18 protein-coding genes are annotated in these 20880 nt (G+C 64.5%); 6 read left to right on the top strand and 12 right to left on the bottom strand.

Going from position 1 to position 20880, the window contains the following annotated elements:
• Window positions 1-4 precede the first annotated feature (4 nt).
• Window positions 5-3349, top strand: coding sequence for a mechanosensitive channel MscK (mscK, locus tag CCZ28_RS21095; protein ID WP_140220722.1), 3345 nt, complete (start codon window positions 5-7; stop codon window positions 3347-3349).
• A 201-nt stretch (window positions 3350-3550) separates the two neighbouring features.
• Window positions 3551-5011 carry a protein adenylyltransferase SelO gene (gene selO / locus CCZ28_RS21090; protein ID WP_140220721.1) on the top strand — a complete coding sequence of 487 codons (1461 nt, stop codon included), beginning with the start codon at window positions 3551-3553 and terminating at the stop codon, window positions 5009-5011.
• A gap of 41 nt (window positions 5012-5052) precedes the next feature.
• Here selO and pncB read toward each other — a convergent pair whose 3' ends face one another.
• The 10 genes from pncB to CCZ28_RS21040 form a co-directional block, all read right to left on the bottom strand.
• Complete coding sequence (gene pncB / locus CCZ28_RS21085) at window positions 5053-6255, bottom strand: nicotinate phosphoribosyltransferase (RefSeq protein WP_140220720.1); 1203 nt, start codon at window positions 6253-6255, stop codon at window positions 5053-5055.
• 81 nt (window positions 6256-6336) lie between these two features.
• Entirely contained in the window at window positions 6337-6555 is a 219-nt protein-coding gene (locus tag CCZ28_RS21080; RefSeq protein WP_193557127.1) for a hypothetical protein, read from the bottom strand.
• Window positions 6552-7250 carry a lipopolysaccharide kinase InaA family protein gene (locus tag CCZ28_RS21075; protein WP_140220719.1) on the bottom strand — a complete coding sequence of 233 codons (699 nt, stop codon included), beginning with the start codon at window positions 7248-7250 and terminating at the stop codon, window positions 6552-6554. Before CCZ28_RS21075 ends, CCZ28_RS21080 begins: the two co-directional genes overlap by 4 nt.
• Window positions 7251-7276: 26 nt before the next feature.
• Complete coding sequence (locus CCZ28_RS21070; protein ID WP_140220718.1) at window positions 7277-7963, bottom strand: class I SAM-dependent methyltransferase; 687 nt, start codon at window positions 7961-7963, stop codon at window positions 7277-7279.
• Window positions 7964-8053: 90 nt separating this feature from the next.
• Window positions 8054-9343: a sensor histidine kinase gene (locus CCZ28_RS21065; protein WP_140220717.1), complete on the bottom strand. Its 1290-nt coding sequence runs from the start codon at window positions 9341-9343 to the stop codon at window positions 8054-8056.
• Window positions 9344-9345: 2 nt separating this feature from the next.
• Window positions 9346-10020 (bottom strand): response regulator transcription factor, encoded by a 675-nt coding sequence (locus tag CCZ28_RS21060; protein ID WP_140220716.1) that lies wholly within the window; start codon window positions 10018-10020, stop codon window positions 9346-9348.
• Window positions 10021-10196: 176 nt separating this feature from the next.
• Window positions 10197-11837 carry a chaperonin GroEL gene (gene groL, locus CCZ28_RS21055; protein ID WP_058763484.1) on the bottom strand — a complete coding sequence of 547 codons (1641 nt, stop codon included), beginning with the start codon at window positions 11835-11837 and terminating at the stop codon, window positions 10197-10199.
• Window positions 11838-11876: 39 nt separating this feature from the next.
• A complete protein-coding gene (locus CCZ28_RS21050; protein WP_058763482.1) occupies window positions 11877-12170 on the bottom strand; it encodes a co-chaperone GroES in 294 nt (97 codons plus the stop codon).
• Window positions 12171-12359: 189 nt separating this feature from the next.
• Window positions 12360-12818, bottom strand: coding sequence for an FxsA family protein (locus CCZ28_RS21045; RefSeq protein WP_140220715.1), 459 nt, complete (start codon window positions 12816-12818; stop codon window positions 12360-12362).
• Between the two features lie 151 nt (window positions 12819-12969).
• Window positions 12970-13977, bottom strand: coding sequence for a DUF481 domain-containing protein (locus CCZ28_RS21040; protein WP_140220714.1), 1008 nt, complete (start codon window positions 13975-13977; stop codon window positions 12970-12972).
• Between the two features lie 228 nt (window positions 13978-14205).
• On the opposite strand from CCZ28_RS21040, the gene CCZ28_RS21035 reads away from it, so the two are divergent.
• The gene (locus CCZ28_RS21035) at window positions 14206-14544 is read left to right on the top strand and encodes an MGMT family protein (protein WP_140220713.1); all 339 of its coding nucleotides are present in this window, start codon (window positions 14206-14208) and stop codon (window positions 14542-14544) included.
• 28 nt (window positions 14545-14572) lie between these two features.
• The gene (locus CCZ28_RS21030; RefSeq protein WP_140220712.1) at window positions 14573-16294 is read left to right on the top strand and encodes an AmpG family muropeptide MFS transporter; all 1722 of its coding nucleotides are present in this window, start codon (window positions 14573-14575) and stop codon (window positions 16292-16294) included.
• 22 nt (window positions 16295-16316) lie between these two features.
• Here CCZ28_RS21030 and CCZ28_RS21025 read toward each other — a convergent pair whose 3' ends face one another.
• Entirely contained in the window at window positions 16317-17183 is an 867-nt protein-coding gene (locus CCZ28_RS21025; RefSeq protein WP_140220711.1) for a mechanosensitive ion channel family protein, read from the bottom strand.
• A gap of 98 nt (window positions 17184-17281) precedes the next feature.
• Window positions 17282-17761: a YajQ family cyclic di-GMP-binding protein gene (locus CCZ28_RS21020; RefSeq protein ID WP_058786614.1), complete on the bottom strand. Its 480-nt coding sequence runs from the start codon at window positions 17759-17761 to the stop codon at window positions 17282-17284.
• A 123-nt stretch (window positions 17762-17884) separates the two neighbouring features.
• Between CCZ28_RS21020 and CCZ28_RS21015 the strand changes: the two genes are divergently transcribed.
• Together CCZ28_RS21015 and CCZ28_RS21010 are read left to right on the top strand one after the other, a co-directional pair.
• Window positions 17885-18799 carry a putative 2-dehydropantoate 2-reductase gene (locus tag CCZ28_RS21015; protein WP_140220710.1) on the top strand — a complete coding sequence of 305 codons (915 nt, stop codon included), beginning with the start codon at window positions 17885-17887 and terminating at the stop codon, window positions 18797-18799.
• Window positions 18800-18842: 43 nt separating this feature from the next.
• Window positions 18843-20864: a sensor histidine kinase gene (locus CCZ28_RS21010; protein ID WP_140220709.1), complete on the top strand. Its 2022-nt coding sequence runs from the start codon at window positions 18843-18845 to the stop codon at window positions 20862-20864.
• Window positions 20865-20880 lie beyond the last annotated feature (16 nt).

Genomic DNA, 20880 nt, shown 5'->3' with positions numbered 1-20880 from the left:
CCGTATGTCTCGCCTGTCCGCCCTGCTTGGTGCTGTCGCCCTCTGCGGCTGCCTGTTCACCCTTCCCGCCGTCGCCCAGGACTTCGGACCGCCCGATGCGCAGCAGGTCCAGCAGAGTCTCTCCGACCTGGCCAATCGCAAGCTGCCTGCCGCCGAGCAGGCCGCCGCCCAGGAGAGCCTGCAGCAGACGCTCAAGCTGCTCGATCAGCGTGACCAATACCTCAAGCAGCTGGACGACCTGCGCCAACAGGTGGCCCAGGCGCCGCAGCAGACCAAGGACGCCCAGCGGCAACTGGCACGGCTGCGCGCCGAGCCGGTCAAGCCGGCGGCGCAGCGCTATGCCGGCGCCACGCCCCAGGCCCTGGAGCAGCGGCTGAGCGAGACCGGCCTTGCGCTCAACAACGTGCAGGACGACCTCAACGCCGCCAACAGCCTGGTGATCAACGCCCAGACCCGCCCCGAGCGTGCCCAGGTGGACATCGCCAACCTGCAGACCCGTCTGCAGCAGATCGCCGACCTGCTCAAGAGCGGTCGTGAGAACACCAAGCCGCTCACCAGCGAGCGACGCAACCAGTTGCTCGCCGAGCAGGCCGCCGACACCGCCCAGATCCAGCTGCTGCGCCAGGAATTGGCCAGCAACAGCGTCCTGCAGGACCTGGGCTCGGCCCGCCGCGAACTCTATACCGAGCAGGTCAAGCGCTACGAGCAGGAAACCCTGGACCTGCAGACCCTGATCAGCGGCATGCGTCGCCAGCAGTCCGAGAAGACTCTGGCCGAAGCCTCGCGCGAATCGGAGAAGAGCGCCGGCGATGACGTGCTGTCCCAGGAGACCAAGGCCAACCTGCAACTGTCCGACTACCTGCTGCGGGCGACGGATCGGCTCAACGACCTCAACCGCCGCAATCTCGAGGCGCGCCAGCAGCTGGACCAGCTCAAGCAGACCAGCGAGACCATGGATCAGCAGATCGGTGTACTCAAGGGTAGCGTCCTGCTCTCCAAGCTGCTCTACCAGCAGCGGGCGGCCCTGCCTTCGGTCAAAGTGAACAAGGACCTGACCGACGACATCGCCGATCTACGTCTCTATCAGTTCGAGTTGAACCAGCAGCGGGCCCAGATCGCCAATCCGAATGCCTATGTCGACAATCTGCTGGCCCAGCAGCCGCCGGAAAAGGCCACGCCGCAACTCCGCCAGCAATTGCTGGACCTGCTCAAGACCCGCGCCGACCTACAGGACAAGTTGAACACCGAGCTCAACGCCCTGCTCAGCGAATCCATCGACCTGCAACTCAACCAACGCCAGTTGCAGACGACCGTGACCAACCTGCGCGGCACCCTCGACGAGCAGATGTTCTGGATTCCCAGCAACAAGCCGCTGGACTGGAACTGGTTGAAGAGCGCGCCCGGCAAGCTGCTGCAGCAGTTGCGCGACGTGCCCTGGGGGGCCAGCCTCCATGAGCTCTATGTAGGTCTCGCCGATCGGCCCCTGTTGCTGCTGCCACTGGTGCTCGCCTTCGCCACCCTGATCTGGCAGCGGCCGCGTATCCATGCCCGCCTGGCCAAGCTCAACCGGGATATCGGCCACCACCAGCGCGATAGCCAGTTGCACACGCCTCAGGCCATCCTGCTCACCATCCTGCTGGGCCTGCCCGCGAGCCTGGTGCTCTGGCTGGGCGGTGTGGCCCTGGAAGGCGACGAGCGCGGCGTCAACGCCGCCATCGGTGCGGCGCTGCTGGAAATCGCCGCCGGTTGGCTGGTGTTCTACACGGTGTACCGCCTGCTGTCCTCCGGTGGCGTGGCCGAGACCCACTTCCGCTGGGCTCGCCCCCAGGCGCAGTCGCTGCGTCGGCTGGTACGTCGCGTGGGGCTGCTGGCCCTGGCGCTGATGGCGGTGGTAGCCATCGCCGAACGCCAGCTGGCCGGTCTCGCCGACGACGTTCTGGGCATCCTCATCGTGTTGGTCGCCTATGCCAGCCTGGCCTGGATGCTGGGGCGCTCCCTGCTCAACGCCAGTGCCCGGGAACGCCTTCCGTTCTTCCGCCTGCTGCTCGGCCTGATGATCACCGCCATCCCGGCCGTGCTGTTCTGCGCCGTGCTGTTCGGCTACTACTACACCGCGCTCAAGCTCACCGACCGGCTGGTGGATACCCTCTATGTGCTGATGGCCTGGATCATCCTCGAGGCCACCCTGGCCCGTGGCCTGAGCGTGGCGGCCCGGCGCCTGGCCTACCAGCGCGCCCTGCAGAAGCGCCAGGCGCAGCAGGAAGACGCCGAGGGCGTCGAGGTGGTGCAGGAGCCGGTCCTGGATATGGAGCAGGTCAACCAGCAGTCCTCCCGGCTGTTGCGCCTGACCCTGCTACTGGCCTTCCTCGGCGTGCTCTATCTGGTCTGGGCCGACGTGGTAGCGGTGTTCTCCTACCTGGACAACGTCACCCTCTACCAATACACCAGCGGCACCGGCGCTACCGCCACCGAGGTACCCCTGACGCTGCGGGTATTCATCATCGCCCTGGTCATCGCCGGTCTCACCGTCGCCCTGGCGCGCAACCTGCCCGGTCTGCTGGAGGTGCTGGTGCTGTCGCGCATGAACCTCGCCCAGGGCAGCGCCTACGCCACCACCACCCTGCTGTCCTACGTCATCGTCGGCTTCGGCGCCGTCACCACCCTGGCGACGCTCGGGGTGAGCTGGGACAAGCTGCAATGGTTGGCCACCGCCCTCTCCGTCGGTCTGGGTTTCGGTCTGCAGGAGATCTTCGGTAACTTCATCTCCGGCCTGATCATCCTTTTCGAGCGCCCGGTGCGCGTCGGCGATCTGATCACCATCGGCAACGTGACCGGCACGGTCAACAAGATCCGTATCCGCGCCACCCACATTACCGATGCCGACCGCAAGTCGGTGGTAGTGCCGAACAAGACCTTCGTCACCAGCCAGCTGATCAACTGGACGCTGACCGATACCGTCACCCGCATCGTGCTGAGCCTGGGCATCAACCGCGGCAGCGACCTGGCCGAGGCGCAGCGGCTGATCATGCAGGCGGTGAAGGAAAATCCGCGGGTCCTGCACGATCCCGAGCCCTCGCTGTACATCATCCATTACGGTGCCAGCACCCTGGACCATGAACTGCGCATCTATGTGCGCGAACTGGGTGACCGCAGCGCCGCCACCGACGAGCTGATTCGGCGGATCGATCAGTTGCTGCGCGACGCCGGCATCAACCTGCTGTCGACACCGCAAATGGAGATCACCCTGAAGAATCGCCACGGAGCGGAGAAACAACTGGGCAAAAAGTCCCTCCTACCTGAAGGGGATGCCCAGCAGGAGGCCGAGGATCCCAAGCCGACCAAGGCCTGACGGCCGCTACGAGCCTGTCCATAATCTGCTGCGCGTCGGCCAAACCGCGTTGAAAAGGGCCTGGGTCGCCAGCCCGGTCGGAATGCTCATTTACCACTCGTAAACTCGTTCGCGAGCCCGGTCCGCTTCCTCAGCCCTTTTCGCCTTGTTTGGCTCTAGCTCGCGAGATTATGAACAGGCTCTCCAGCCCCTGGGATACCCATGAAACAGCTGCTCGACCTGACCTTCGACAACAGATTCGCCCGCCTGGGCGATGCCTTCTCCACCCACATAGAGCCGCGGCCGCTGGACGATCCGCGGCTGGTGGTCGCCTCCCCGGCGGCCCTTGCGCTGCTGGATCTGGACCCGGCGGTGGCCGAGACGCCCGAATTCATCCAGGTATTCGCCGGCGCCCAGCTCTGGGACAGTGCCGAGCCGCGGGCGATGGTCTATTCCGGCCACCAGTTCGGCTCCTACAACCCGCGCCTGGGCGACGGCCGGGGCCTGCTGCTGGGCGAGGTGGTGAACGACCGCGGCGAGCACTGGGACCTGCACCTCAAGGGGGCCGGCCTCACGCCCTTCTCACGCATGGGCGACGGCCGCGCCGTGCTGCGCTCCTCCATCCGTGAATTCCTCGCCTCCGAGGCGCTGCACGCCCTGGGCATCCCGACCACCCGTGCCCTCTGCGTGATCGGCTCCTCCACCCAGGTGGTGCGTGAGCGGCTGGAAACCGGCGCCACCCTGCTGCGCATGGCCCCCAGCCACGTACGCTTCGGCCATTTCGAATACTTCTACTACACCCGCCAGCACGACTTGCTCGAACAGCTGGGCGAGCATGTCCTGGCCACGCATTTCCCCGAGCTGCTGGCCAGCCCCGAGCCCTGGGCGGCGCTGTTTCGCGAGGTGGTGGAGCGCACCGCGCAACTGATCGCCCACTGGCAGGCCTATGGTTTCTGCCACGGCGTGATGAATACCGACAACTTCTCGATCCTCGGGCTTACCTTCGACTTCGGCCCCTACGCCTTCCTCGATGACTTCGACGCCCAGTTCATCTGCAACCACTCCGACCACACGGGGCGCTACTCCTACAGCAACCAGGTGCCCATCGCCCACTGGAACCTGGCAGCCCTGGCCCAGGCCTTGACGCCCAAGGTGGCGGTCGAGACGCTGCAGGAGAACATCGCCCTCTTCTTGCCGCTCTACCAGGCGCACTACCTGGACCTGATGCGGCGGCGACTGGGGTTGCAGGAGGCCCGCGAGCAGGACCAGGAACTGGTCGAACGCCTGCTGGCCCTGATGCAACAGGGCGGCGTGGACTACCACCTGTTCTTCCGCCGGCTGGGCGAAGACGAACCCGCCGCGGCGCTGGCCCGGGTACGCGAGGACTTCATCGACCTGCGCGGCTTCGACGACTGGAGCCAGGCCTATCGCGCCCGCCTGGACGCGGAAGGCGGCGCGGCGGCCGAGCGCACCACCCGCATGAACGCGGTCAATCCGCTGTATGTGCTGCGCAACTACCTGGCCCAGCAGGCGATCGAGCAGGCCGAAGCGGGCGACTACAGCGAGGTGCGCCTGCTGCACGAGGTGCTGTCGCGCCCCTTCGAAACGCAGCCGGGCCGCGAACGCTTCGCCCAACGGCCCCCGGATTGGGGTAAGCATCTGGAGATCAGCTGCTCGTCCTGAGAGCCGGTCGGTAATCTGCCGCGCGTCGGCCTGACTGCGATCTAGGCGCCGTCGACCTGGAAGACGTGCCTCAGATAATGCAGGAAGTCCGGCTCGCCACCCTGGGCCTTGCCCGGCGCGTCGGAGATCTTGGCCACCGGCTGGCCGTTGCAGCGACTCATCTTGAGCACCATGTTCATCGGCTGCACTCCGGGGATGTCACAGGTGAAATGGGTGCCGATGCCAAAGCTCACGTTGATCCGCTCACGCAGCGCGCGGAACAGGGCGAGCGCCTTTTCCAGATTCAGGGAGTCGGAGAACACCAGGGTCTTGGTCAGGGGATCTATACCCAGCTGCTGATAATGGGCGATGGCCTTTTCCGCCCATTGCAGGGGATCGCCACTGTCATGGCGCAGGCCGTCGAACAGCTTGGCGAAGTAGAGATCGAAATCGCGCAGGAAGGCATTCATGGTGATGGTGTCAGTCAGGGCGATACCGAGCTGGCCGCGGTACTCGCGCACCCAGCAGTCGAGCGCAGCGATCTGGCTGTCGATCAGCCGCGGCCCCAGTTGCTGGTGCGCCATCAGCCATTCGTGGGCCATGGTGCCCAGGGGCGCGACATCCAGCTTCCACGCCAGATGGACGTTGCTGGTGCCGACGAAGCGGCCGGGAAAATCGTCCTTCAGGCTGCGCACCACCATCTCCTGCACACCATAGGAGAAGCGGCGGCGCGTACCGAAATCGGCCATCTTGAATTCGGCCAGCTCGTCGGCACCCGCAGCAGCCGCCAGCCAGTCGAATTTGCGATAGAGCTGATCGCGGGCCACCTGCAACGGCAGATCGGCATGACGCTGGCGATTGCGCACCTCGCTGATCAACGCCAGGATCGGCACCTCGAACAGGATGAGGTGGAGCCAGGGCCCCTTCAGGGTCAAGGTGAAGCGGCCTTCTTCCTCACCGAGGAACACATAGGAAGGATTGAAGCGGAACAGCCGCAGGAAGCGAATGAAATCGGGGGTGATGAAGGCGATGCGTTCGAGAAAGGCCAATTGACTGTCGCTGATGGCGACGTCGGCGAGGGCATCGATCTCGGCCTGGATGGCCGCATGATAGGGCCGCAGGTCTTCATCGTTGCGGCAGCGAAAGGTCCATTCGACTTCCGCGTTCGGATAGTTGTGCAGGACGGCCTGCATCATGGTGAGCTTGTAGAAATCGGTGTCCAGCAGGCTCTGCACGGCCTGCTCGGAGAAACTATCGGCCATCATTGGCGGGGCTCGGCGTCGATTGGTCAATCGACAGCATGCCGAACTTGCCTGGGAAGCGAAAGGAGCTTGGCCGCCTGGGGATTAGCGGTTATGGGTCTGGGTCATGCCGAACAGGAACAGCAGCAGGTCGTGGCTGCCGGTGTTGGAGGTGCTCAGGTTGCGCGAGACCGGAGTCTGGCAGTAGCTGAGTTCCTCGCTACCCACTACGGCGGCCGCTGGACGCAACCAACTCGCGTAGGCCAGAGTCGTGACCCCACAGAAGGCCGCCACCAGCAAACCTCGAGTAATTTGTGAAGTCATGATTCTAAGCCCCTGATCTTCCGCCCCAGCGCGTGTTGGTAAACGTAGATCAGAGTTCGCCATTGCGCAGCGTTCCACGACGAATGGCGGCGTAATTGCAGCATATCCCGACGAGCGGCGGTGTCTAGCGATATTCGTTGGCGGCATTTCTCCAGATCGAGCAACGCCACATCGAATTCCTTGCCCTCGGCGCCCTGCCGCTCGGCCACGAAGATATGCTTGGGATAGAGGCAGCCGTGCTGCCAACGATGCCGGTGCATCCGGGCCAGGACACCGGCGAGGGTTGCCAGGAAACGTTCGTGTTCAGCCTCGTTCAGTTGGCTACCACCACCTTCCGCGTACCACTGATCGAGGTCCTGATACCCTTCCAGCGCGGCGCTTACCAGCAAGGCGCGCCAGCCGCCGTCAGCTTGCCGAGCATCGCAGAACAGCAATTTCGGGACCTGAATGCCCAGTTCGCGCAGGGCCAACAGGGCATCCCGCTCACGTAGGGCGGTGGGGCGACCCAGTGGGTGCCGCAGGCTGCGGTAGAGGTGCCCAACCTGCCGCTTGACGTAGGCCAGGGTACCGTCGGGAAGCCGCAGGCGCTGGACGCCACTTTCCCCACCGCGACGAACGTTGGGCGCTTCCACCCAATCACCGGCGGTGTTCCACCAACGGTCGAAACCCTTGTCGCCCTGAGTCATGACTCCCATCGGCTGCCTCTCTTGTTCTGGAACGCTTAATTGGCCTTGCGCAAGACGTATACCCGCCACATGGCGTAGCCCGGCAGGAAATCCAGGGCCCGATCCACGACGAAACCAGCTTCGGCGACCTCTGCCTCGAACTGGCTGCGCGCGACGATGAATCGATTCTGGTAACCGCCGCGGTCCCGGCCTTCGGCCTGGCGGCGGCGCTCCAGCGCTTGGCGGCGCCAGGCTTTGAAATTGCCATCCACCCAGAGCGACAGGATGACGCTATCCTGGGTGACCCGATGGAATTCCCGCAGCAGGGCCAGGCGATCCGCCGATTCGCCCACGTGGTGGAGCAAACGCATGCAGAAGATGCAATCTACAGAATTGTCAGACAAGTCGATAGCGAAAGCCGACGTTTGCAACGGCCGTACCCGCGCTACCACCTCCGCGGGCTGCTGCGCGCAGGCGGTGGCCAGCATGTTTTCCGAGTAGTCCGCGCCAATGATCACGCGATTACGCTTTTCCGCCAGCAGGGGCCAGAAACGCCCGGCGCCGCTGGGCAGGTCCAGCACCAGATTGGGTTGGCCGGCGATGCTCAACGCTTGGCGCGCTAGTTGCTCGTCACGCCAGTGGGACAGGCGCCGCGCCAGTCCGTCCTGATGCTTGAGGTAATATTGGCGAGCGTGGTCGGCGTCGTACTTTTGCGAAAAGGGCAAATCGATGGGCGCTTTCACGGAGACGGCTCCTGGAAGGTAGGAAGGTGCCGTTAACCTACCCAGGCTGCTGTCAAACGCCGGTCAAGCCTTTGTGAAAATTCTGTAATCCTAATCCGCTACCCTGTCGCTGCCGAGTCGTATTTCGAAACGGCAGCCGCCCAGCGCGCTGTCACCCAGAGCCACGCTCCACCCCTGTAGCTGGCAGATTCGTCTGACCAAAGACAGGCCAAGTCCCAGTCCTTCGCCACGCCCTTCGGCGCCGCGTACGAAGGGCTGAAACATGGCTTCGCGCTGCTCTGCCGGGATACCCACGCCGCTGTCTTCCACCACGAAGCCCTGGGCGCCGACCTGCAAGCCGATGTAGCCACGCTCGGTATAGTGCAGCGCGTTGCGTAGCAGATTACTCATCACCGAGCGCAGGAAGGGTTCGTGCCAGAGGTAGGTGTCAGCTTCCGGCGCCACGCTCAGCCGCCATTGCAGTCCCTTGGCCTCCACCGCCGCCTGCCATTCCGCCGTCTGCCGACGGGCCACCTCGGCCAGGGTGGCCCGGGGTGCCTGGGTATCGCTGTCACCCTGGTTGCGAGCCAGCGCCAGGAACGTCTGGACCAGCTCCTGCATCTCGCGCGCAGCGCGCGTCATGCGTTCCAGCGGTCCCTGCGCCCGGGGCGGTAGATCCGGTATGGCGGCCAGCAGCTCGCAGGACGAATTGATGACCATCAGCGGCGTACGCAGCTCATGGCTGACATCGCTGGTGAACAATCGCTCGCGCACCAGTACGGCGCGCAGGCGATCGAAGGCGTGGTCGAAGGCCCCGGCCAATTCCCCCACCTCGTCCTTGGCATAGTCGGGGGCCAGGGGTGGTGTGACATCCAGGATCTGATCGCGCCGCCGTACCTGCCGTGCCAGGCGCACCACCGGGGCGATCACCCGCCGCGCCAGGGCCCAACCCAACAGCCAGGCCAGGGCCACGCTGCTCAGGAAGCCGACCAGCACCACCTTGTAGAGCAGGCGTTCCCGAGCTTCGAAATCGCTCTGGTTCTGCAACAGGACGAAGTGATTGCCCTCGAGTTCGGCCACATAGGCGTAGAAATACTGATGGTCTTCCTCCACTTCGCTGAAACCTGCTGGTAGGTCACGCAAGTGGTCGGGTAATTGCGCCACCTCGGCAAGGGGGACGAAATACAGGCGCATATCGGGATCCAGCACCGGCTGGCCACCCCGCCGCATGTCGCGCTGCACCATACGCTCCAGCTCATTGCGCAGGTCGGTGGAAATCAGCCGCTCCTCGACGGTGTGCACCACCGCGACGATGCCCAGGGAAAACACGCCGCCGACCAGGCAGGTCATCAGCACGAAGGCGATGACGATCCGCCGCGACAGGCTCAGGTGGTACTCCATGGTCAATCCTGCTCGACCAGTTTGTAGCCCACGCCATGGATGGTAAGCAGCAGCGGCTGGCCAAAGGGTTTGTCGATGACCTGCCGCAACTGGTGGACATGGCTGCGCAGGCTATCGCTGTCGGGGTAGTCCTCGCCCCAGACCGCCTCTTCCAGCACCTCACGACGCACCACGTGCGGGCTCTTCTGCATCAGCAGGGCGAGAATCTTGAGGCCAATGGGATTGAGCTTGAGCAGCGCACCGGCACGGGTCACTTCCAGGGTATCGAGGTCGTAGCTGAGATCGGCGACCTGCAACTGGCGGCGTCCGCCGCCCTTGGCTCGACGCATCACCGCCTCGACGCGGGCGGCCAGTTCGGACAGGGCGAAGGGCTTGACCAGGTAGTCGTCGGCGCCGGAACGAAAGCCTTCCAGGCGGTCGTCGAGCTGGTCACGGGCGGTGAGCATGATCACCGGGGTATCGCGTCGGGCGTCCTGGCGCAGGCGCTGGCAGAGGGTGTAGCCATCGATACCCGGCAGCATGATGTCGAGGATCAACAGATCGTAGTGCTCGGTCGCGGCCAGGTGCAGGCCGGACAGGCCATCCTGGGCGCAATCCACGCTGTAGCCCTTGAGGCTGAGGTAATCCAGCAGGTTGCTGAGGATGTCCTTGTTGTCTTCTACCACCAGGATACGCATGTCGCCTTACCTCGTTGGCGAGCCGCTCGAGCTCGCACGCTTGCTGTTCGGCACAGAGCCTAACCGCGTCCAGCGGACTCGACCAGCGCCAGGCGGCCCGGAGGCCAGCCATAAAAAAACCCCGGTGTCCGCGAGGATCACCGGGGTTCGGCTCGGCCCTAGGACCGGAGCGGCTCTTACATCATGCCGCCCATGCCACCCATGCCGCCCATGTCGGGCATGGCCGGGGCTGCGTCGTCTTTCGGCAGCTCAGCCACGATGGCTTCGGTGGTGATCAGCAGACCGGCGATGGACGAAGCGGCCTGCAGCGCGCTGCGGGTCACCTTGGCCGGGTCGATGATGCCGAATTCCAGCATGTCGCCGTATTCGCCGGTAGCGGCGTTGTAGCCGTAGTTGCCGCTGCCCTGCTTGACCTTGTCCAGCACGACGGAGGCTTCGTCACCGGCGTTGGTCACGATCTGGCGCAGAGGCGCTTCGACGGCGCGACGCAGGATGTTGATACCGGCGTTCTGCTCTTCGTTGATGCCTTTCAGGTCTTTCAGAGCTTCCAGGGCACGCACCAGGGCAACACCGCCGCCAGGCACCACGCCTTCTTCCACAGCAGCGCGGGTCGCGTGCAGGGCGTCTTCGACGCGGGCTTTCTTCTCTTTCATCTCGACTTCGGTGGCAGCGCCAACCTTGATCACGGCAACACCGCCAGCCAGCTTGGCCAGACGCTCTTGCAGCTTCTCTTTGTCGTAGTCGGAAGAGGTTTCTTCGACCTGGGCACGGATCTGCTTGATACGGGCCTGGATGTCGGCTTCGACGCCAGCGCCGTCGATGACGGTGGTGTTTTCCTTGTTCAGGACCACACGCTTGGCTTGACCCAGGTGCTCCAGGGTGGTGCTTTCCAGGCTCAGACCGACTTCTTCGGAGATGACGGTACCGCCGGTCAGGATGGCGATGTCCTGCAGCATGGCCTTGCGACGATCACCGAAGCCGGGCGCCTTGACGGCGGCGACCTTGACGATACCGCGCATGTTGTTGACCACCAGGGTAGCCAGGGCTTCGCCTTCGACGTCTTCGGCGACGATCAGCAGCGGACGACCGGCCTTGGCGACAGCTTCCAGCACCGGCAGCAGTTCGCGGATGTTGGAGATCTTCTTGTCGACCAGCAGCAGCAGCGGGCTGTCCAGCTCGGCGGACATGGTGTCGGGCTTGTTGATGAAGTAGGGCGACAGGTAGCCACGGTCGAACTGCATGCCTTCGACGACGGACAGTTCGTTTTCCAGGCCCGAGCCTTCTTCGACGGTGATCACGCCTTCTTTACCGACCTTCTCCATGGCTTCGGCGATGATGTTGCCGATGCTGTCGTCGGAGTTGGCGGAGATGGTGCCTACCTGGGCGATGGCCTTGCTGTCGGCGCAGGGCTTGGACAGGTTCTTCAGCTCGGCGACGACGGCGGCGGTGGCCTTGTCGATGCCGCGCTTCAGGTCCATCGGGTTCAGGCCGGCGGCCACGGACTTCAGGCCTTCGGTAACGATGGCCTGGGCCAGTACGGTGGCGGTGGTGGTGCCGTCGCCGGCCGCGTCGTTGGCCTTGGAGGCCACGTCTTTCACCAGCTGGGCGCCGATGTTCTCGATCTTGTCCTTGAGCTCGATCTCCTTGGCGACGGAAACGCCGTCCTTGGTGATCAGGGGAGCACCGAAGCTACGCTCCAGAACCACGTTGCGGCCTTTCGGGCCCAGGGTGGCCTTGACGGCGTCGGCCAGGGTGTTGACACCGGTCAGCAGCTTCTTGCGCGCGGAGTCACCGAATTTGACGTCTTTTGCAGCCATGTTCTGTTTCCTCTAAGAAATTCGAAAAGTGAGCGGGGATCAGCCTTCGATGACGGCCAGGATTTCGGACTCGGCCATGACCAGCAGTTCTTCGCCATCGACCTTGATGGCGTTGCTGCCGGAATAGGGACCGAACACCACCTTGTCACCCACTTTCACTGCCGGAGCCCGGACTTCGCCGTTGTCCAGCACGCGTCCAGTGCCTACGGCAACCACTTCACCGCGGTTCGGCTTCTCGGCGGCCGAGCCCGGCAGCACGATGCCGCCAGCGGATTTGGTCTCTTCTTCGCTGCGACGGATCACAACGCGATCATGCAGAGGACGAAGCGCCATTGTCGTATCTCCCAAAGTTCTAAGTGTTTCCAGCGCCGATGACTGCATCGGCAGTTTGTTTTTACCGGCTGCGCCGGGTGCGGTCCGTGCATGACGGAACGCGAAACCTGCTCGCCTCGCGGCGACAACCTTGCGGTGTCCGCTACATGAGGTTGTCGCCAGGCATTTCAAGGGTGGCCAGGAAAATTTTTAGCGCTTTTCCTCGTCGCGGCGCACGACCTCGCCCTCGATCACCTCGGGACGATGGGGCGCGGAATGGCCGGAGCCCGGCTGGTAGCCCTGGGCGCCGGGCGCACGGCGTGTCACCTGGCCGATCACCGCGCCCAACAGGGCCTTGCGGGTCACCGGCAGCAGGCAGATGAGCGCCAGGACGTCGCTGATGAAGCCCGGAAAGATCAACAGGGCGCCGGCGATGGCCATGGTCAGCCCCTGCACCACTTCCTGCTCGGGCATCTGTCCCTGGGCCAGGCGCATGCGGATGCGCCAGAGGGTGGTGAAACCAGCGACGCGCAGCAGGGCGACGCCGACCAGAAAGCCCAGCAGCAGCAGGGCGAAGGTGGCGAGCACGCCGATTTCGCTGCCGACCTTGATGAGTACGGCCAGTTCCAGAAAGGGGAACAGCAAGAAGACTAAGGCGGTCACGCGCATCTCGAATCCTTCACGGTAGAAACCGGTTGAATGCCTAGAGATGGAGGCGTCCGCAGCGATTTCAAGGTGATCGCCGTGCACCGGGCGCCTACGAAAAGGCCGCGAAAATCGCGGCCTTGACGGTTCGGCTGACGCCTAGGGAAACATGACGTTACCAGGACACGCCGACGCCGGCGGTGTATTCCGTCTGGTTGACGTTGCCCTCGGCGCCGCTGGTCAGTTCCTTGGATGCCTTGAGGTTCAAGGAGGCCCAGTTGGTCACCTTGTATCTCAGGCCGATGTCGCCATCGAAGGTCAGGTCGGCGGTGTTGTCCAGCGGCCGGCCGATTTCGCCAGTGGTGAAGAACTGGACGGTCTGGCCGTAGAGATAACGGTTGTAGTCCCACTTCATGCTCGCCGAGAGGAAGCTGCTGGAACCGCCGTCGCGATATTCGTAGCGGTTCTGGTTGAGCAGACCGGTGAGCGAGAAGGCGCCCAGTTCGTTGTCCCAGAACTGGTAACCCGGACCGGTACCTATGGTCCGCTGCTTGGCCAGGTCCTGAATCCAGTCGCGCTTGTATTCGGCCCGGCCCTGCCAGAAGAACTTCTCGTCGAAGAAGCGATCCAGGGCGTACTGCAGGTCGTACTTGTTGATCGAGACCACGTCGTCGGCCTCGTAGCGGTCATAGCTGCCGTTGGCATTGTGCCGCCACATGCCGTGCCGTGCCTGGGTGCGGAAGTCGATGTCGTACTTCTCGCTGTCCTTGGACGAGTTGATGTAGTCCAGGCCGGCATCGATGTTGCCTTTCCAGGCGAAGTCGCGCAGGAAGGGACGCGGCGTGACGATCTGGGTGATGCTCGCCAGGGGTACGGTCTGCGCGCCGTCAGTGGTGGTGACCACCACCTCGCCGTCATTGGCCGGCTTGAGGCTTTCCACGGGGAAATCGGGCTCGTACTTGCCGCGCTGGACGATGACCGGCTTGTCGCGTTGCAGGGTCTTGATCTTGTCCCAAGCCAGCGGAATGTTGCCGCCGTACTCGGTCTGCAGCAGCAGCTTCTTGCTGTCGAGCAGCTTGATGGTTCCGGTCAGGCGGTCGCCATTCTTGAGCCAGACCGTGTCGGCATGGGCGAACGAGGCAAGCGACAACAGCGCGAGCGAGGTAAGGAATCGAAAACGCATGGGCACCAGGACACCTTGGGTATAAAGGTAACGAAACGAGAGGGGCGCGATTATCCGGGTGACAGAGTCTGGCGCAACCGTTGCTGAGTAAAAGTTGAGCAAGTTTCCCGAAATACCGCCCAAAGGTCGGTCGGACTTGAAGAAAGCGGCAAGCGACCACCTTTCTGGTCACACTGTAACCAAATTTTTCGGCACACTGGCATCCTTATCTCCAAGCATCAAGGCGTCATGAGCGAATCCTCTGCTCCCGATCCCCGCCGCCAGGCGCTCTTCCAGGCGCTGGCCGCCATCCCTCCCGGGCGAGTGGTCAGCTATGGCCAGTTGGCGGAGCTGGCCGGTCTCGGGCGCGGTGCCCGCTGGGCAGGTTGGATGCTGGGGCGCTTGCCGGAAGGCAGTACCCTGCCCTGGCACCGCGTGATCGCGGCCGATGGCCGGCCGAGCCTGACCCGCGACAGCCCGTCTGGAAGGGAGCAACGCGAGCGTCTGCGTGCCGAAGGTGTGATGCTGCACGAGGACCGGGTGGACATGCGTCGGTACCGGTGGAATCCAGCTGAGGGTGTCGAGTAGAGTGCGCGTTTTTTCCGAGCCCAAGGGCATGTTTGCACGTTTCTGGCGTGAAGCCGTCACCACCTACAAGTCCAAGGCCTGTCTGGCGCTGCTGCTGCTGGGTTTCGCCGCCGGCTTGCCGGCGATGCTGGTGTTCTCCACCCTCTCCGTCTGGCTGCGCGAAGCCGGGGTGAGCCGCGAGACCATTGGCTATGCCAGCTGGATCACCCTGGCCTATGCCTTCAAGTGGGTGTGGTCGCCCATGCTCGACCTCTGGAAGCTGCCGCTACTCGGCCGACTCGGCCGGCGACGCTCCTGGCTGGTACTGTCCCAGGTCGTGGTCGGCCTGGGCCTGGTGGGCATGGCGCTGTGCAATCCGCAGCAGCACCTGGAGCAGTTGATTGCCCTGGCGGTCCTGGTGGCCTTCGCCTCGGCGACCCAGGACATCGCCGTGGACGCCTATCGCCTGGAGATCGCGGGCGACGAACGCCAGGCGGCGCTGGCCGCCTGCTACATGACCGGCTATCGCATCGCGGCCCTGCTCGCCAGCGCCGGCGCGCTATTCCTCGCCGAGGAACTGGGCTCGTCCAAACTGGACTACAGCCAGAGCGCCTGGGCCACCACCTACCTGCTGTTCGCCCTGCTGGTGGTGCCCAGCCTGATCACCAGCCTGCTGATCCGCGAGCCCGAGCAGGTGGCGCCCCTGGCCATGGCCGAATCGCCCTTCGGCTTCAATCATCAACTGGTGGCGGTGGCGCTGCTGCTGGTGATGCTGATCTCCATCCCCGCGGCGATCAACGCCCTGGTCGCCCAGGCCTGGCCGCGCGCTCTGCTCTATACGCTGTTCATCGTGGGCATCCTCTCGCCCTGGGGGCGCTATTGCACGCGCCCGCTCAGTGACCTGCTGCGTCGGGTCCGCGAGCCCATGCGCCTGCGCGACGCCGCCAATGCCGAGGAAGTACCGCGCTTCGATTTCGTGCATCAGATGGTCTCGGTGATCTTGCTCATCGTGCTGCTGGTGGCGGTTCCCGGCGCCCTGTCGGCCTATGCCGGCGGCTACTGGCCACGCGGCCTGATGTATAGCCTGATCGCCTGGGGTTGCCTGTGCGCCCCCGGTCGCCGCCTGATGGCGCCAGTGCTCACGCCGATCACCGAATTCATCCAGCGCTACCAGTGGCAGGCCTTGCTGCTGCTCGGGCTGATTTCCACCTATCGACTGTCGGATACGGTGATGGGGGTGATGGCGGGGGTGTTCTACATCGACGTCGGCTACAGCAAGGAAACCATCGCCAGCGTGAGCAAGGTGTTCGGCGTGTTCATGACCTTGCTCGGCGCCGGCCTCGGCGGCGTCCTGATCACGCGCATCGGCATCCTGCCCATCCTCTTCATCGGCGGCGCCGCTTCGGCGTTGACCAATCTGCTGTTCGTGATGATCGCCTCCACCGGTGCCAACGTGCCGCTGCTGATCGCCACCATCTGTGCCGACAACATCAGCGGTGGCATGGCCACCTCGGCCTTCGTCGCCTATCTGTCGAGCCTCACCAACCTGAGGTTCTCGGCGACCCAGTACGCCATGCTCAGCTCGCTGATGCTGCTGTTACCACGCTTACTGGGCGGCTATTCGGGGGCCATGGTGGAGCACGTTGGCTACAGCTCCTTCTTCTCGCTGACCGCACTGATGGGGGTCCCGACCCTGCTGTTGATCGCAATGCTCTGGCTGCGCCAGCGGCGGATGCCGGTCGCGCCCGAGTCGGCCAACGGCGGCCACTGAGGCCGCCGATAAGGCCCAGGCGTCACTCCTGCGCAGCGGCCGCCGTGCGTTCGCCATCCTTGTCGTCCAGCACCTTGACTACCCGGCTGGGCAGCGCGATGTCGATGCCTTCGGCGCGCAGCCGGTCGCGGATCTGCTCGTTGAAGGTGAACTGGGTACCCCAGAAGTCACTGTTGGCGGTCCAGCAGCGCAGGGACACGGTGATGAAGGTATCGCCCAGGCCGGCCACCACGATGGCCGGCGGCGGGGTGTCCAGCACCCGCGGGTCCTTGGCCATGTCGGCCAGCACCTGCTTGGCCTTCTGCAAATCGGCGTCGTAACCCACCTTGACGTCGAAGACGATCTGCCGGGTGGTCTGCCGTGACTGGTTGGTGATGATGCCGTTGGACAGGTTGCCGTTGGGGATGGTGACCGTCTTGTTGTCACCGGTGCGCAGCACGGTGTGGAAGATCTGGATCGAGTCGACGGTGCCCTGCACGCCCTGGGCCTCGATGTAGTCGCCGATCTTGAACGGACGGAACAGCAGGATCAGCACCCCGCCGGCGAAGTTGGCCAGGCTGCCCTGCAGCGACAGGCCGATGGCCAGGCTGGCCGCACCCAGGGCGGCGACGAAGGAGGTGGTGGCGATGCCGATCATGGAGGCGACGCTGATCACCAGCATCACCTTGAGGCCGATGTTGACCAGGGTCACCACGAAGGTTTCCAGGGCCTGGTCCATGTGCCTCAGGGTGAACAGCGCGGCCAGCCGCCCGGTGAGGCGATTGATGATCCACCAGCCGATCCACAGGGTGATCAGGGCCAGCAGCACCTTGCCGCAATATTGCAGGATCACCGGTATCCAGGCCGTGAAGGCCGTCAGCAGGTGATCGGTCTGGGCACTAAAATCCATCGTCTACCTCTCCACGCACAGGAAAAAAGTCGGGCGCGACCGCAATGGCGGCGCCCTATGTGCGACGGACGGTAGGCCCAGAGGTTCCGGAGCGGGGCTCAGTCGCGGAAGTTGTCGAACTGCAGCGGCATGCCCAGGGACTGGCCGCGCAGCAGGGCGATGACCTCCTGCAGCTCGTCGCGCTTCTTGCCGGTGACGCGCACCTGCTCGCCCTGGATGGCGGCCTGGACCTTGATCTTGCTGTCCTTGATCAGGGCGACGATCTTCTTCGCCAGCTCCTTGTCGATCCCCTCGCGCAGGGTGGTCTCCTGCTTCACGGTCTTGCCGGAGGCATAGGCGTCCTTGACCTCCAGGCACTGGACGTCGATCTTGCGCTTGGCCAGGTTGACCTTGAGGATCTCCAGCATCTGCTCGAGCTGGAAGTCGGCCTCGGCGGTGAGGGTCACGGTCAGGTCCTTGGCCTCGAAGCTGCCCTTGCCGCGCAGATCGTAGCGGCGCTCGAGCTCCTTCATGGCGTTGTCCACGGCATTGGTGACTTCGTGCTTGTCCAGCTCCGATACCACGTCGAAGGAAGGCATGGATTTTCTCCTCGGTTAGGATGGGGCAGCCTTGACGCTGCGGCATGACCGACCATTATAACGACTGGCCCTCTTCCTCAGGAATCCGACCATGCGCAAGGAATCGACGTTGGAGTCACACTCGTGAGCTGGCATGTGCTGGGCGCCGGCAGTCTCGGCGGACTCTGGGCCGCGCGCCTGTTTCGCGGTGGCGAACCGGTGCGGCTGATCCTGCGCGATCGCACGCGTCTGGCGCAGTACCGCGCCAAGGGCGGCCTGCACCTCACCGAGGGCGAGATCACCAGCCTCTATCCGCTGCCCGCCGAAACGCCCGAGGCAGGCAATCCGATTCGCCGGCTGCTGCTGGCCTGCAAGAGCTACGACGCCGAGGAAGCCATCGCCAGCGTTGCCGCGCGCCTGGAGCCGGAGGCCGAGATCCTGCTCTTGCAGAACGGCCTCGGTAGCCAGGACGCGGTGGCGGCGCGGGTTCCCCGGGTGCGCTGCCTGAGAGCCAGCACCACCGAGGGCGCCTTTCGCGAAACCGACTTCCATGTGGTGGCGGCCGGCGCCGGCCAGACCTGGATCGGCGACCAGCTCGGCAGCCAGGTACCGCCGCCCTGGCTGGACACCCTCACCGCGCTGGGCATTCCCGTGCACTGGACGGACGACATCGACGCCCGCCTGTGGCGCAAGCTGGCGATCAACTGCGCCATCAATCCGCTGACCGTGCTGTACCGCTGTCGCAATGGCGAGTTGCGCGGCCATGCCGCAGAGGTGGCGGCGCTGTGCGATGAACTCGCCACCCTGCTGGAAGCCATGGGACTCGCCCCGGCTGCCCAGGGGTTGCAGCCGGAAGTCGAGGCGGTGATCGCCGCCACCGCCAACAACAGATCCTCCATGCTGCAGGACGTGGAGCGTGGCCAGCGCACCGAGGTAAGCTATCTGCTCGGCCATGCGCTGCCGATCGCCGAGCGGTTGCGCCTACCGGTGCCACACCTCGCGGACGTCCACCAGCGTCTGCAAGCCCGCCTCGCGGAGCGCGGATTGCCCCTGGACTAGCTGCGGGCTACCCTGCCCGTCCCTCCGATGGAACGGCCGCGCCATGATCCTCGCCAAACGTCTGAAGAACCTCCCGGTCGGCCGCAAGTTGCTGGCCGCCCTGCTGGTCATGATGATCGCGGTGCTGGTGGTGGCGAACGTGACCTTCATCAGCGCGGCCTACTGGATTTCTCAGGAAAGCGTGGCGCCCCAGGCGTTGCAGACCCTGGGCCGGCTGTTCGCCAGCCCGGTGCTGAGCGGCGAGGTCCTGGCCTCGCCCCAGGCGGCCCAGGCGCAGCTGCGCCAGCTCGACGGCTATGCCCCGCTGCGCCTGGCGGTGGTCTACGACAGCCAGGGCCAGCGCCTGGCCGAATTGCACAATGGCGATCGGCTCAAGGTGCCCGAGCGTTTCGAGGAGCTGCAGACCTGGCGCCTGCGTGAATTCCGCACCAATCTGCTGGTGGAGCTACCCCATCCGGGCAGCCCGCCCGGTCACCTGCTGCTGGTGGCCAGCAGTGAGCTGCCGGGAGCCTTCTACCGCGGCACCCTGACCGCCAGCCTGGCCATCCTCACCTTCAGTATCCTGCTCTGGCTGGTGGTGGCGCGGCAGATCAAACGACTCATCACCCTGCCGATCCGCGAACTGGAAGAACTCTCGCGCCAGGTGACCCGCGAGGAAAACTATTCGTTGCGCGCCAGCAAGGGCAGCGAGGACGAACTGGGCCGCCTGGCGGAGTCCTTCAACACCATGCTCGGCCGCATCCAGGGCCGCGAGCAGCAACTCAAGCGCGCCCGTGACGATGCCCAGTACGCCGTGCTGCAGGCGCAGAGCCTGGCCGAGGAAACCCGCCGCTCCAACCGCAAGCTGGAGCTGGAGGTGCAGGTCCGCGGCAAGATCGAGAAGAAACTCACCGGTTTCCAGAACTACCTCAACAGCATCATCGACTCCATGCCCTCGGCGCTGATCGCCGTGGACGAGCAGTTCTACGTCACCCAGTGGAACCAGGAAGCCACCCACCTCTCCGGCACCCAGCTGGACGAGGCGCTGAACCAGCCGGTATTCCTCGCCTTCCCCTCGCTCAAGCCCTTCCTGCCGCAACTGAGCCGCACCGCCGAACTCCTGCGGGTGGAAAAGGTGGAGCGGGTGACCTGGGCGCTGACCGACACGCCGCGCCACTACACCCTCACCTTCTACCCGCTGATGGGCGGCGCCGGGCGCGGCGTGGTGATCCGCATCGACGACATCACCCAGCGGCTGAACATGGAAGAGATGATGGTGCAGTCGGAAAAGATGCTCTCGGTGGGGGGCCTCGCGGCCGGCATGGCCCATGAGATCAACAATCCGCTGGGCGCCATCCTGCACAACGTGCAGAACATCCGGCGGCGGCTGTCGCCGGAATTGCCGAAGAATCTCGAGCAGGCCGCCGAATCCGGCGTCGAACTCAAGGCGGTGAATTGCTACCTGGAAAGCCGGCAGATCCCGCGGTTGCTCGACGGTATCCACCAGGCCGGCAGCCGGGCGGCCAAGATCGTCAGCCACATGCTCGCCTTCAGCCGCCGCAGCAATCGCAAGATGGAAGCCAGCGAATTGCCACCGCTGATCGACCAGGCCATCGAGATCGCCGGCAACGACTTCGACCTCGCCGAGGGTTTCGACTTCCGCACCCTGTCCATCGTCCGTGAATTCGATCCGGCGCTGGGGCCGGTGCCGGTGATCGCCAATGAACTGGAGCAGGTGCTGCTCAACCTGCTGAAGAACGCCGCCCAGGCCATCCACCTGCGCGAGGACGAAGAGGAAGGCGAATACGGCCGCATCACCTTGCGCACCCGGCTGCGCGGCGGCTGGGCGGAGATCCAGGTGGAGGACAATGGCATCGGCATCCCCGAGGACATCTGCAAACGTATCTTCGAGCCCTTCTTCACCACCAAGGAAGTAGGCCAGGGCACCGGGCTAGGGCTGTCGGTGTCGTACTTCATCATCACTAACAACCACAAGGGGCAGATGGAGGTGCATTCCACACCCGGCGTAGGGACCTGCTTCACCCTGCGCCTGCCCCTCGTCCAGGCCGATTTCGACGCGGCCTAGACTCAGTCAGGAGCTG

This window comes from Pseudomonas oryzihabitans (genome assembly GCF_006384975.1).
GTDB classification, from domain to species: domain Bacteria; phylum Pseudomonadota; class Gammaproteobacteria; order Pseudomonadales; family Pseudomonadaceae; genus Chryseomonas; species Chryseomonas psychrotolerans_B.
Note: the sequence above shows the minus strand (reverse complement) of the source record. Positions and strands in the feature narration are given on the sequence as shown.